Raw genomic sequence first — 14,407 nt, 5'->3', positions numbered from 1 at the left:
GCTTGTACTTTGTAATTTACAGTTATCAAATAGAATTTCTGAATCTTCTAAAATTCTGAAAATATTTTTAGCTGTTGAGTTTTGTATTATTATGTTTTCATTTGTTCCTTCAAATCTTATTTCTGATGCAAAAGTGGCATTATTAATTAAAATATTTTTTTGGTCTTTTATTTCTATTGAACGGCCAGGTGTTCCTCCAAAGCCGCCACTTATTCCTTTTATCTCTTTGCCACACCCTTCTATCTCAACATCATCACGCGCTATTTCTAAACATGTTCCAGTAGTGTTAATGTTTTGCGCTAGAATGTAATGACCAACTCTTGTTTCTGTTTCTCCGATTGGTCGTGCGTATATTGTTCCACAGCTGTTTATCAAATAATATGTTCTTGCGCCGTCATCTGAAAGTATTGTATCTGCGCCTGTTAAACTTGCTGCTTCTGCGCGATCACATAAACTTAATCCTGCTGCGCAAGGATTATCACATCCGGTTATTACTCCATTTATATTCTTTCTAGTTAGATTACAATTATTATTTGTTATTATATTTGGAGAAAGCATCATAGCTGAGTTTTTAACATTAATATCATATGATCCACTATTTGTACATAAATCATTTTCATATATTTGAGTGCCTGAAGTACCAACTAAAGAATAAAATTCTATACCATTTTTTGAATTTAATTTTATTGAATTATTATGTATATTCATATTTTGAGTCATAAATATTGCTTTAATCCCATTTGTATTTTCTGAAATAAAATTATTATAAATTTCCCCGCCAGTTGCCATCATTATTGAAATCCCATCTCCTAAATTATTATTAATAATATTGTTATGAACTATTGAATTTTTTATTTGGTTTAAATATATTCCTCCATAAAAATGTCCAGTATTAATTGTGTTTCCATGAATTTCACTAATTTCATTCCCTTGTAGAGTTAAAAATAATCCATAATCAGTATTATTATATACAAAATTATCAATTATATACACTTTTCCTAAAGTTAGTGCATTTATCCCTCTATTATTTGTTTTTAAAATATTATTTTGTATATAAACTTTATCTGAATATTGACTGCCATCTATTATTGATGTGTCTATACCAATATTATAATCTAAAACTTCACAATTTTTTATAGTAACTCCATTATAACCAAAATTATAAATTCCTTTTCCATTTCTAATAAATGAAGGATCTTGTTGTATTACAGAATTATTGCAATCTAAATCAATATTATCTCCTATAATGTTTATTGCACGTTTTTCATCTGTTGTTGCATTAATAGTATAAGTTCCTTGACATAAAGTTACATCTTCAGTTATGTTAAATGTTCCATCTAAATTTTGAACAACTCTTCCTGCAAATGTTGTTGGATCTGATAAATTTACACAGCCAGCATATTGTAATAAACATCTATCTCCTCTTTCACAATATTCTAATGTTAATCCACGGCCTGTGGGTATTTCAATCCAAGTACATTGATATGGGATATCAGATTCGATTTCATATGAATTTAAGCAATCTTCTTCAGTATGTAAATTTTCACAAGTTATGAATGTTTCTGTACCATAGCATTCTCCTATTGAACAAGGTGCTGTACAAATAACTTCATCACAAATTACATTAGATATTGTTGGGGAACTTGAGAAATATATAATATCATTTATTCCTATTCCTCCACTAGGTAGAGGAAAGGCCTGTAAATTATTATTGCAAATATTTGAATCAGAAATTTCTAAATTATCATCCCATGAAACAATACCAAACCCAGCTGAATTTTGAATATTAAAATGTTTTATTGTAGTATTATTTGCTGTACCAGAATCTCCCATTAAGAATAAAGGAAAAGTAGATGCACCATCAGAACTTAAAGTATCTATTTCTGTGTTTTCTGTTGCTCCAAGGTGTATACAAACTGTTTCGTTTGTGTCTTCGTCTCCATGTTCTGCTGGTTGTAAGCAAGTTATGTTTTCAATTATATTGTTTGATCCAAATAAAATAGAAATACCAAATCTTGAATCTAAAATATTAATATTTTTTATTTGTGTATTGTTCGTAAAAGCAGAAATTCCTTTACAAATATCTTCAACACAAGCTAAAGAACCATTTAAAATTTTAATATTATTTTTTCTATTAATTTCAATTGGGCCGCGAGAAGAATCTGTTCTTGTTGAATTTAAAGTTGAACCATTTAAATCTAAAGTCAATCCATCAAACATGAATACCAATGTATTTTCTATTTCATAGTAATCTGTACATAAAGTTACATCTTCATTTATTTCAAATTCACTATTTAAAGAATCAATATTTATTTTTGTTCCAAATGTTGATAAATTAGATAGATTTACACAATTATCTATAACATTACAAGGTGTATTACAAGTAACAGTATTAGAACCAGAATTATCTAAATTATCACAAGTATTATCTCCAAAATTATTTGATGTGCTTAATATTATACTTATATCATTAGGTATTGGTTGTGTTGCTCCATTATTACAAACAATATTATCTGTTAAATTGTTTGTATATCCTTGGATGACAATACCTCCTAAGTTATTATTAAAAACAGAATTATTATAGATTTCATTATTATGTGAAACTGAAATACCTATCCCCCCTTGATTATCAAAAATTTCATTATTTTTAATGTAATTATTGGTTGGAGTTCCAAAAATCCCAATTCCCATACCTAAATTATCAAATAATCTATTGTCTATGATAGTGTTGTTACGACTCTTATTTATTATCCCTATCCCTGCTTCATTTTGATTTTCAAATATATTATTATTCATAATAATATTATTCTTAGCGTCTCCCAATAAACGAATACCAGCCCCAAAATTAGATATATTACAATTTTTTATTATTATATTATCTATACTAAATACTGATATTCCTACTCCTGTTCCTGGACCGATTATATTTGCGCCATTGCAGTCTAAAGTAATGTCATCACTGGCCATTGTAATTGCAACTAAGGCCGTGTCCTCAAAATTATAATTACCAGTACATAAAGTGGTATCACTGTTAATTGTTAATCCATTAGCTAAATCTAAAGCTGTAGGTGTATAACACAATGTGCTTTCAGTTACTTCAAGTAAATAAAAACCATCGTCAGTTATTGCGCCTAAGGAACCAGTTGTTAAAGCGCCTGTTAAATCTCCAATTAATTCAATTACTATTTCTCCATTATTTTTATCAATAACAAATATTTTTCCTGATGCGCCACCATAAATATAATTTTCATCCATTGCTAAACTATTTATTCCATTTCTTGAAATCCATTCTGTATTATCTTTAAATCTTAAAATTTTTCCATCTGCTAAAATGAATAAATTATCTCCTTCTCCTGCAAATCCAGCCCCAAATCCAGAAGGACCTTTTTGTGTTAATGAAGAATATGTATATGTATTTGAATTAAGTGAATTTAAAATTGATATTCCATTGTGGCAAGGAGCACCTATATACATTTTATTATTAGTTATATAAGGAATTCCAGCACATCCACTTTCACCAGATTGAATAGTTCTATACCATAAATCTGGTTCATTAAATTTGAATACATTGGGATTTAATGGAGAATACGTAGTTCCTATAAATGGATGTTTAAAACAAAAAACATTATGTGTATATTGAGTTCCGCTTTCAAAATAAGTTGAACTTCCAAAACATGCCAATTTTTCATCTTCATTAATATATGCCCCATCAAAGAAATTAAATGAACTCACTTGGGAAGCAAATGAATATGAAGTTCCTGGATTATGTATATCTAATACTCTTTCATTAGTAATTGTATTTCCAGGTATAAGCATTGCTCCATACGGAAATATAGTTATTAATATATCATTTGAATTGCCTAATACATTTCCAGTATCAATATCCATAAATTTCATTTGCGGATCTGAATAAGGTAAAGTAAATTTAGCAGTATAAATATCTGTAATTGAAGATTTAGTTTTAAAGGAGTTTATATCTTCAATATAATAAATTGTATCTTCAGTCATAATATATACGAATTCTTTACTGCCTTTATATCCCATTTTTATATCTTTAATATCAGAAACCCCAATAAATTCTTTTACTTCAATTGAAGAAATATTTTTTGATGAGTATGATGGATCAAAAATAACAGTTTCTTTTGGATTTAAATGTGTTTTTGTTTGAATTTCTATATGTGAAATTTTTTCATCTTCTGTTGTTATTAAAATTGCATATTGTTTTCCAATTAAATCTGTCCAATCAAAAGTATGAATTTTTCCATTTGTTTCATAAGTGAATGAATTAGTTGATGAATAATATTCATCATAACTTATATCTAGATCATAATTATCTGTTTTAAATACAATTATATCATTTTTATTTATTTTTATTTCTTCATTATTGAGTTTTATACTAGAAGAATTTATATAAAAATTTAAAGAAATATTTATATCTTTAGCAATATCTTCTGTATTTTCAAGAGTAATTGTTTGTTTTATTTTATCTTTTTCAATTGTAGAAACATCACCTAAAAATATTATATTTGAAGGTCTTTTTTCAAAATATGTATTAATTATAATAGAATGTAAATTTATTTGATTGTGTGTTTCATTTGAAATGATTGAATTAAATTTTAATAAGGAATCGGAATTAATATTTAAAGAAAAATTAAGAAAACCACTAAGTTCTTTTAAATCTGGGTTTAGTAAAATATTAGCACTTTTTTTATTGGGTGAAATAATAACATCTTTTGCTTCTGGATTGATATTTAATATATCTATTAAATCAATATTTTCATACGAAATTTCTTCCTGCAATTTAGGAATATCATTATTAGGAGGAGTTTGGATACATCCAAATAAGAATAAACTAAATATAAGTAATAAAACTACTTTTTTCATAAGAATATTAGATAACTTGGGGTTTAAAAATATTACCTTTAACTTAAACATCTAAGAGAATTTGAATACTCCATTTGTCATTAGTATTTTTGACTTCTAATAAATGATAGGTAACAGCTTTTACAGAAGTTTTAGGCCTAGTAGTATCTCCATAAATGTGCGCTTTTATATAATTTTCATCTAATTCTAAAATTTTTATTTTTTTAAATGTCATTTCATTTATATCCATTTCAGTTAAAATTTCAGATAAGAATTTAACTACAAGTTCTTCTCTATTTTTTGCTTGAACTTCTAGTTCTATTTTATTTTTTGGGCTTTTTGAAAATCCAACAGTATCAAATAAAGCTAAAGCTGCATTTGAAAGTGCTTCTTCAAAAGAAGAGCCGTAAGCTTTGAATAAAACATCGGCTGTATGTTCTAAAAATTCATATTGCATTTTATTCTTGAATATCTACATCTGTACCTACTGCTTGGCCAGGTAATCCTTTGTTAAATCTAGCTAAAACTGCACCACCATTTCCGTGTGCTTTTGTAATTTTTCCGACTATTTCATTTCCAGTAGTTGTTTTCCAGGAGATTCTTTTTCCACAAAGTATAGATGCTTTTTCTTTAGAAGTTATTCCATTTACTTCTATTACATATTGATTTGTGTATTCTGTTTTTCTCCCTCTTCTATAATTTATTATCTTTCCTTTCATATACTATCCCTCCTAAAAAGAGTGTAATTATTTATAAGCGTTTATATTAAAAAGGTATTTATATGATTAAAAATGAAATTTCCGAAAAAATGAAACCTATAATGGATAAAATTGCTAATGAAATCAAAAATGCATCAAAGATAATTTTAAGATATCACAATGATGCAGATGGTATTACTGGAGCTTTAGCTATTTACAAAGCATTAAATTCTAGGAAATTATTAACTTTTCAAAATAAAGGAGTTACATATGAACCAGGCGATGCTTTAAGTGATATAAGAATTTTACAAAATGAGAGCAATCCTTTAGTTATTTTAACTGATTTTTCAACAAATTCTGAAAGCAAAGAAGCAAGACAATTAATTAAAAAATCTGGAATAGGATTGATAATTATTGATCATCATCCAACAGAAGAAAAAATACAAGCAGATATTTATTTATCTCCCTGGGAATTAAATGGAAATTCATTTTATACTGCGGGGTGGATGTGCTGTGAAATAGCAAAAATATTAGGATTTAAAGAAGCAGATGAGCTATCAAAAATTGCTTTAACTGGTGATAAAAGTATTTTTTATAAACCAACAAAAGAAGATAAAGAAAAAGCGATAGTTTTAGATTATATAGGAATTTACTCAAGATTTCCAAATACATTAGAATTTTATGATTCTGTTTTAAATGATAGAATTTTATTTACTTCTATTTCTGCTTCTGCAATGGAAAAATTAGATGAGATTGCAGAAGTAGCAGATAAATATTCAAGAGTAAAAGAAATAAAAAATATAAAATTAGTTATTTTACAATTAGATAAAATTGTTAAAAGATTTAGTTTTCCTTCTAAATCAAAAGCAACAGGAGCAGTATTTGATAGATATGATGAAGAAAATAAACCATTTATTTTAATTGGATATGGTGAAAGATTAATTACAATTAGAACAAATATAAATGCTCAAGAAATAGGTTTGGGTGCAGATGTAATTGTTAAAAAAATAAAAGAAAGTTTATCTGATTTAATAATATCTGGCGGGGGGCATCCAGGTGCTTCTGCAATGAGAATACAAAAAGATAGTGCTAAAATAATTATTAATGAGGTATTAAAAATAGTTGAGAGGATTTAAGGCCGAAACCAAAATACTATGGCTCTAAATTGCAACTAAAATCTGTTTGCACGTTTTGCCACTTGCTTACAAACAGTCATTACAATTTGGCGAAATCCTTTCCTCTCGTATTTATTATGTTTAAGAATATTTATAATACTTACCCCAACTATCTTTATCCTATTTTTTAACTACTTATTTTTTAAACATTTATCAATCTAAAATAAGTATATTGGGGCTATAGCGTAACTTGGTAGCGTAGCAGGCTCCAGGTTTTATCAAATTATGAAAATAATTTGTTAAGAGTGAGCTACGTAAGAAACCTGCGGGTCGGGGTTCAATAAACTTTTTCTTTCTTGCAAGAAAGCAAAAGTTTAATCAAAAAGAAAGAACTTGAAATAAGAAAGAAACAGGTACGAATAAATCCCCGTGGCCCCATTTAACCTTTTTCTTTCTTTTAAAAAAAGAAAGAAAAAGTTTAACCAAAAAGAAAGAAAAGAAAAACCTTTGAAATATTAAAAAATATTTCAAAATTTGACATCAAAGATGTCAAACCTTGTAAAAAGAAAAATCTTTGTTAATTTTTAAGATTTAAAAAGTATTTATGGCCCATTTATATATAGGTATAGATTTTTCATCTTCATAATCAAAAGTTATATATTTTACTTCTTTAAGCTTTAATTCTTTAATTCCAAAGTCATAATTTCGTTTTTCTCTTTCAATTTCGGGATTATGAGTAACACAAAGACCATTATAAAATTTATTTTTTTCAAAAATAAAATCTATTTCTCCTTTTGGAGTATTTTTATAATATATTTGTTTATTTTTGAAAGATAGATTAATTCCAACTACACTTTCAAGTAATTTTCCATATTCTTCTCTAAATGAAAATTCATAAATTGAAATTAATCCAGGGTCTATTAAATAATATCTTTTAGGTTCAATTTCTTGTTTTTTCAAGGATGGAGAAAATGATTTAACTTCAATAATTAAATATGCATCTTTTATATATCCTAAATAATTATTTATTGTTTCTCCACTTATTCCTAATGTTTTTTCGAGAGAATTTATACTAATTTCTTTACCTGAATTTGTTGATATCCATTTTATTAAAAATCTTATTTTTTCTGAATCTATGTTATATCTTCTTGCAATATCTCTTTCTATAAAATCATTCATATAATTTGTTAACAAATCAATTTTCAATTGTTCATTTTTAAAATATACTTCAGGAAATCCCCCATATTTAATATAGTTTTTATAAATATTTTTTGCTTTTGCTTCATCTTCAAGGCTTAAAATTTTTGAAATACCTGCTATTTTTAAACATTCTTTAAGAGATAATGGGTATACTTCAAATTCAATTTTTCTTCCAGATAAATATGAAGAAAATTCAGATTTAAGAAGTTTTGCATTCGAACCAGAAACAAAAAAAGAAATGTTTTTTTTCAAATCATACATTTTTTTAATCCATTTATCCCAGCCTTTTTTTTCTTGAGCTTCATCAATAAAAAGATATAATTTATTTGTGGGGTTGATGTTTTGAATGTAAGATAAATAAATATCTTCAAGATTTTTTTCTAAAAATAAATTATCTTGGAAATTAATTAATACAATATTTTCAAATGGAACCTTATTTTTATTATGTATATAGTCTATTATTTGATAAAATAACGTTGATTTTCCAGCACGCCTAGGTCCAATTAAAACTTTAATTTCTTTTTCATCAATCCATTTTATTATATCTTCTAAATATTCTCTTTTTACTCCTTTCATTTCTTCTCTTATTTTATTTTCTTTCCACCAAGGATTCCATTCAGCAAGACGTTTGAAAACATCTGTATTTGAAATTTTGGTTTTTTCCATATATATTTATGGTGTTTAATCATTTATAAAGGTTACCGAACGCACTCGGCAACCTAAAAATGAAGTTCAGAGGTAAAAGATTGTTTAAGGTTACCGAATGGACTTGGTAACCTATAATTTTTCAAAAGAAGTTTCACCAGAAATTAAATCATCTATTATATCAATTAATTTATCTATTTTAATACGCTTTTGTTCTTCAGTATCTCTATCTCTTATTGTTATTGTTTTATCTTTTAATGAATCATAATCTATAGTAATACAATATGGAATACCTTGTTCTGCTGCACGTAAATATCTTCTTCCTATACTACCTGACTGGTCATAAACGCATATGAAATGTTTTGATAATTTTTCATAAATTTCTGTAGCTAATTCTGCTAATCCATCTTTTTTAACTAATGGAAAAACAGCTGTTTTTATTGGCGCCATAAAATAAGGAACTTTAAACATTGTTTTACCATTATCTTTTTCTTCTTTAGAATAAAATAAATCTAACAATGCAAAAGTTGGTCTATCAGTTCCAAATGCAATTTCTAAAATATGAGGAATTTCTTTTTTTCCTGTTTTTTCATTTAAAATTTCAAAAGATTGTCCTGATTTTTTCATATGCTGTTTTAAATCATAATTAGTTCTATCATGTATACCGCAAACTTCTTCCCATCCAAAGGATTTAAGATTAATTTCAATATCCCAAGCATCATCTGCATAAAATGCTTTTTCATCATCTCTATGCTGTCTTACTCTTATATTTTCTTTAGGAATTCCAAATGATAAAAATAATTCATATGCGGAATAAACAGTCCATGCATATGCTTTATTTTTAAATAATTTTTTCTTTAATGCATCTGATATTTTTAATATAATTGGTTTTTCTTTTTCTAATTGTGCTTTTGCAGACCATAATAAAATTTCTTTATTTTTTATATTTTCAAATTTTTCAAAATCATCCTTATCAAAAATAAATAATTGTGCTTCTGCTTGTGTAAATTCTCTCATTCTTAAAATATGCTGTCTTGGGGAAATTTCATTTCTAAATGCTTTTCCAATTTGAAAAACCCCAAATGGAATTTTATTTCTAAAAAATGTTGTGTATCTATTAAATGGTAAATAAGTTGTTGTTGCAGTTTCAGGTCTATTATATGCTTCTGTATCTAAACCTATAATAGTTTTCATCATTAATTCATGTGATAATATTTCCATTTTAAAAGTTCCTTTACAAGAAGGGCATATTAATTTTTTTTCTTTTATTAAAGGTAAAATATCATTTAATGTATATCCTTGATTTGATAATTGTTCTTCTAATAATTTATCTGCTCTATAACTTGCATTACATTTTGAACAAAAAATAATTGGGTCAGTAAATCCTTCCAAATGTCCTGATGCTTCCCAAACTATTTTTGGCATAATAGTTGGGCATTCAACTTCCCAAAATTCATTTTTAATAAAAAATTCTCTTATTTTATTTTCAATATTATTTTTTAATAATTTTCCTAAAGGTGCATAAGTATAAAATCCAGAAACCCCATTATAAATTTCTGGTTCTGGTCCCCATACATATCCTTTATCTTGTAGAAAAGAAATTAATTCTGTTAAATTTTTTGATTCTGCCATAATCTTTTTTTTAATGAAATATATTTAAAACATTGTATCCTTTGAGAAATATTTAAAAATCTTGTTTGTTTGATTTAAGCGTTGTTTTAGTGGTGGGAATTAAAAATTAAAAGGTATATGAGGTAATTATATGAAAAAAATACATGCTTTTTTTTATTATTAATTTTTATAAGTGGATTGAGTTTTGCTGATTATTGCCCGGCCAATTTAGTTGAAAATTGCAATGCTGTGTCTTTGGAAGAATGTACAAATGCTTATGAAAGTCATACGTATGGAGAAACTGTTGTATATGAAGTTTGTGAAATCGCTGGTGAATTATGTGTTTTATCTTTAAACAGCTGTGATCTTACTCCTTACTGTGGAGATGCTGAATGTAATGGGGAAGAAACCTGCAACAGCTGTTATGTTGATTGTGGTTGTACAGGTTGTGATATATTTGAAATTTCGCATGAGTTTTGCGGCAACTCAACATTCGCTGAAGATTGTTTGCTCGCATACCAATATGGCGATGGCTATTATTTTTGCACTTGGGAGATTGATACCTGCATTGTGTCTGATGAATGTTTCAGCGGCATGGAGTTATACTGTGATGATGAAATTGATAATGACAATGATGAAGTTACGGACTGTTTAGATGATGACTGCGATGGTGTTGACAGTTGCGAATATGCAGCAGAACTAACATGTGATGATACAATAGATAATGATGGTGATGGAGATACAGATTGCGATGATGATAATTGTGCAGCAGATCCTGCGTGCGATGTTTTAGAATGCGGAGACACAGTAACTGAAGACTTAACTTTAACGGGAAACCTTTCCTGTTCTAGTTCTGATGGATTAAGAATTGGTGTGAGTGATATTACTATTGATTGTGATGGTTATTCTTTAATAGGTGCAGGTGAAGGTTATGGTATTGATACAAATGGATACAATAATTTTACAATAATAAATTGTGAAATATCAGAATTTATTATGGGCATAAATGTAGATTCTGCTGAATCTGGAAATATAACAGATTGTTATTTATATAATAATTCTTGCGATGGAATTTATCTAATAAATTCTGAAGAAGTTAATGTTATTGATACTGTTCTTGAAAATAATGCAGGAGAATGTGCAATGTCAGGTTTACATTTATTAGATTCGCACGTAAACCTTTGGAATAGTGAATTTGTTAATAATAGTGAGTATGGAATTCATGATGAAGAAGCTAGAACAATTAATTGGACTATTGATGACTATGCTTTATGTAGAAATAATGCTCTTTTATTTGGTGGAGAAATAATATTTGACGGGGGAGTATTAGAATTGGATAATTGTTCAATAAATATCACTGATTCAGAAACAAATATAACAACAGAATGGGATATTGATGGAAACTTTACAGATATTACTTTTGGTGAAGAAGTTGAAGAGAATGAAACAGAAACTTTTGAATTTTCAAATTCTGATTTAGAGATTGATTTAACTGCAAATGAAACATATAATTTCTCAATTTCTGTTAGATTATTAAATTCAACAGAAGTTAATGATACAAATCCAAATGCACCAACAGATACATTACCATTCAAAGGAATGACAATTGAAGTAATAGATACAGATTATCTATCTTGGTCAATTATAAGATTATATTATAATTCAACTGAACTTGATGAATTGAATATTGATGAAGATTCATTAAGAATGTATTATTTTAATGAGACTTCTGAAGAATGGGAGTTAGTTGTTCAGCAAGGAATAGTAAAAACAGATCCAAAACATGTTTGGGGTAATGTAACGCATTTCAGTACATATGCAATATTTGGAGAAGAAGCAGAAGAAGATGAACCAAGCAGTAATTCACCAGGTGGAAGTGGTGGAGCACCAGTTGGAAAGAAAAATATAATTGAAGAAGATGAAGAAACTGAATTAATTGAAGAAGAACAAGAAGAAATAATTGAAGAAATAGAAGTCCCTGAAAAACCAGAAGTACCTGAAATTTTACCAGAAATTGAAGAAATTATAAAACCAATAATCTCTCCACAAGAAACACAAGAAGAACAGAAAGAAGATAATATATTTTATTTACCAATAATAATTATTTTAATTATTTTGATTGCAATTATTTTTTTTATTGCATACAGAAAAAAACAAATAAAAAAACATCCATTAAAAGGTAAGAGAATATTTTAATCTTTTATCGTTAAGGGAAGTATTAAAAAGGTTATTTGTTTTTATTAAAAAAGGTGATTGAATATGCCAGTATTAAAAAATAAAAAAACACAAAAAAAGAAAACAACAAAAAGGAAAACAACAATTAAAAAAAATATTAGAAAAAAAATAGATAAAAAAGAAATATTAAGACAAAAACCATTTTCAGAAGATTTACCAAGAAAAAAAGAAGCAGGTTTGAATATTATGGTTTTACCAATAATATTTTTTGTGCTTACTTTAATCGCATTTGGTTATAGTATTTATATGCCAAATGGTCAATTTACAGAATTAATGCCAATAATAGGATTTATATGTTTTGTTCTATTTATTGCAACATTTATTCGTTCAATGATGAGATTAAATAAGTGCTAAATAAAATAAACTATCTTTTTTTATTTTACTTTTTTTATTTTATTTTTTATATACCTCTATTTAATCAAACAAATGTTTTTAATACATTTTTAATATATTTAATATTATATGAAGAGACATAGGTTTACTGAGGCCCCTTTTTCTTTCCCGAAAGAAAAAGGCCCCTGGGTTCAAAAAGAAAGGGGTCTTATCGGAAGGATTTGAAATTGGGCTCTGTGATGAGAACCTGGAGCTCTGACGATACAAGGGATGAGTGCTTAGTTGGTGGTTAGATGGTTTCGTTGATACAAAATGTATTTTACCTCACAACACCGGGGACATTTGTGTTAGCAGGGGCAGGTTGTTTGTGGCTGACTACACAAACCAACGATTGGGCATTCAAAACAATCTACTTTCTGACCGGAATAGCTTGTTTTATTGTAGGATGCTTCCTTTATCAAACTGGGCTAAAATCGGTAGAAAAAATAGCAAAAAACGATAACAAAACGAAAGAGAAAAATGAAATGGAAAAAACAAATCGAGAAAATATACGCCAGCGAAATATTCAACTGAGAACAAACCACGAAAAGGAAAAAACAAAACACGAGATAGTAAAGGGTGTAAAAAAAGTTATAGGTTTGTAACGTTTTCAATATTCTCAGTATAATGATTATTCACTACATCATAAACACTTTTAAGAAACGAATCCGTGTTCTCAGGTTGCAACGTATCCATCTCTTTTAATTTTGAATCCAAGAAATCCATTAAACTACGTTGTCTATGTAATATATACAAATAAATTTTCTCTTTCGTCTTAACGTTATCGATACTCTTTAATTTTTTATTGAGTGTTTCATTATATTGCCGTAGTAATTCTCTCATTTCTCTGGCTCTTAAGTTTTCAAATTTACATCGTCCATTATTATGGGGATAACCAACCATAAAACTAAAAGAATTAACCAATTGGGATTCTTTTGGATTATTAATAAAATATTTAACTAACCACATATGAAATTTAAATAATTCTCCATATTCCGATTCAACGATTTCTTTATTGGTTATCTCCGTTTCAAAAATTTTGTTTCGAAAGAAAATACTTACAGCAATGTCTTCAAGAAGATCAAGCTCTTTGATCCTCGTTAAATCAATTTCAGCATGATTAAGATATTTAACATTTTTGTCAGCTATATCATAATGTAGTTTTTTGGTCTTATCTTCATTATCTACTCTTAGATTGCACACCTCTGAGCAAATATTAGTCCTGAAACTTAAACTGAATCTATTCCCTTTATCTTTCTCTGTTTTTCTAATATCCAGTGTTGGTTTTACTTTCTCATTTGGATAACCAAAGATAAAATAATCAAGTATACTCCCAAATGGTTCTTTGATTTGTGAATTGATAACTTTATCTCTCACAGCGATCGTTATTAATGCGTATAATTGATTAATCTCGGGATTAAAGTATGTCAAATCCCTATTTGAAAGGATATAACTTCTTTTTGAGTCACAACGCAGATTGTAGTATAATTTATGTAAACAGAATTGTATTAACTCATGCGGAAGAAAATTTTCGGTATTAAAATAATGTGTATATACTACCCCCACTATCTCTTTCTTTTTATAATCATAAACTATAAAAAATAAAATCGGAAAATTTGCATTATTTAAATCAAGAAAGAATACATTTGTAGTAAATATGTAACAAAC

10 protein-coding genes and 1 tRNA gene are annotated in these 14,407 nt (G+C 27.3%); 5 read left to right on the top strand and 6 right to left on the bottom strand.

All coding sequences use genetic code 11. The features are described from left to right. The 3 genes from WC356_05900 to WC356_05890 all read right to left on the bottom strand — a co-directional run. Window positions 1-4,884 (bottom strand): right-handed parallel beta-helix repeat-containing protein (locus tag WC356_05900; protein ID MFA5382678.1); only part of this gene is annotated, 4,884 nt, incomplete at its 3' end. Window positions 4,885-4,927: 43 nt separating this feature from the next. Next, on the bottom strand, window positions 4,928-5,320 hold the full coding sequence (locus tag WC356_05895) for an archease (protein MFA5382677.1): 393 nt from the start codon (window positions 5,318-5,320) through the stop codon (window positions 4,928-4,930). Between the two features lies 1 nt (window position 5,321). Further along, a complete protein-coding gene (locus tag WC356_05890; GenBank protein ID MFA5382676.1) occupies window positions 5,322-5,582 on the bottom strand; it encodes a 50S ribosomal protein L35ae in 261 nt (86 codons plus the stop codon). Window positions 5,583-5,644: 62 nt separating this feature from the next. On the opposite strand from WC356_05890, the gene WC356_05885 reads away from it, so the two are divergent. Beyond that, window positions 5,645-6,697: a DHH family phosphoesterase gene (locus WC356_05885; GenBank protein ID MFA5382675.1), complete on the top strand. Its 1,053-nt coding sequence runs from the start codon at window positions 5,645-5,647 to the stop codon at window positions 6,695-6,697. 213 nt (window positions 6,698-6,910) lie between these two features. Then, window positions 6,911-7,114 (top strand) — tRNA-Trp (locus WC356_05880). A 153-nt stretch (window positions 7,115-7,267) separates the two neighbouring features. Here the strand turns inward: WC356_05880 and WC356_05875 are convergent. Together WC356_05875 and glyS are read right to left on the bottom strand one after the other, a co-directional pair. Then, window positions 7,268-8,542 (bottom strand): ATP-binding protein, encoded by a 1,275-nt coding sequence (locus tag WC356_05875; protein ID MFA5382674.1) that lies wholly within the window; start codon window positions 8,540-8,542, stop codon window positions 7,268-7,270. Between the two features lie 111 nt (window positions 8,543-8,653). Next, entirely contained in the window at window positions 8,654-10,153 is a 1,500-nt protein-coding gene (gene glyS / locus WC356_05870) for a glycine--tRNA ligase (GenBank protein MFA5382673.1), read from the bottom strand. 177 nt (window positions 10,154-10,330) lie between these two features. Between glyS and WC356_05865 the strand changes: the two genes are divergently transcribed. The 3 genes from WC356_05865 to WC356_05855 all read left to right on the top strand — a co-directional run bounded on the left by WC356_05865 (window position 10,331) and on the right by WC356_05855 (window position 13,344). Continuing rightward, window positions 10,331-12,328, top strand: a complete 1,998-nt coding sequence (locus WC356_05865; protein MFA5382672.1) for a right-handed parallel beta-helix repeat-containing protein — start codon at window positions 10,331-10,333, stop codon at window positions 12,326-12,328. Window positions 12,329-12,391: 63 nt separating this feature from the next. Continuing rightward, on the top strand, window positions 12,392-12,721 hold the full coding sequence (locus tag WC356_05860; protein MFA5382671.1) for a hypothetical protein: 330 nt from the start codon (window positions 12,392-12,394) through the stop codon (window positions 12,719-12,721). A gap of 272 nt (window positions 12,722-12,993) precedes the next feature. Then, window positions 12,994-13,344, top strand: a complete 351-nt coding sequence (locus WC356_05855) for a hypothetical protein (protein ID MFA5382670.1) — start codon at window positions 12,994-12,996, stop codon at window positions 13,342-13,344. Here the strand turns inward: WC356_05855 and WC356_05850 are convergent. Next, the coding region (locus tag WC356_05850) for a hypothetical protein (GenBank protein MFA5382669.1) at window positions 13,331-14,407 on the bottom strand (1,077 nt) is incomplete at its 5' end. The genes WC356_05855 and WC356_05850 overlap by 14 nt on opposite strands.

The sequence above is a fragment of the Candidatus Micrarchaeia archaeon genome, from assembly GCA_041653315.1.
Classification (GTDB): domain Archaea; phylum Micrarchaeota; class Micrarchaeia; order Anstonellales; family JAHKLY01; genus JAHKLY01.
Note: the sequence above shows the minus strand (reverse complement) of the source record. Positions and strands in the feature narration are given on the sequence as shown.

What these genes read in the sequence shown, in the direction of transcription:
- WC356_05895 (MFA5382677.1), bottom strand. Translation starts at nt 5,320, where the DNA reads ATGCAATATGAATTTTTAGAACATACAGCCGATGTTTTATTCAAAGCT.
- WC356_05890 (MFA5382676.1), bottom strand. Translation starts at nt 5,582, where the DNA reads ATGAAAGGAAAGATAATAAATTATAGAAGAGGGAGAAAAACAGAATAC.
- WC356_05885 (MFA5382675.1), top strand. Translation starts at nt 5,645, where the DNA reads ATGATTAAAAATGAAATTTCCGAAAAAATGAAACCTATAATGGATAAA.
- WC356_05875 (MFA5382674.1), bottom strand. Translation starts at nt 8,542, where the DNA reads ATGGAAAAAACCAAAATTTCAAATACAGATGTTTTCAAACGTCTTGCT.
- glyS (MFA5382673.1), bottom strand. Translation starts at nt 10,153, where the DNA reads ATGGCAGAATCAAAAAATTTAACAGAATTAATTTCTTTTCTACAAGAT.
- WC356_05860 (MFA5382671.1), top strand. Translation starts at nt 12,392, where the DNA reads ATGCCAGTATTAAAAAATAAAAAAACACAAAAAAAGAAAACAACAAAA.
- WC356_05855 (MFA5382670.1), top strand. Translation starts at nt 12,994, where the DNA reads ATGGTTTCGTTGATACAAAATGTATTTTACCTCACAACACCGGGGACA.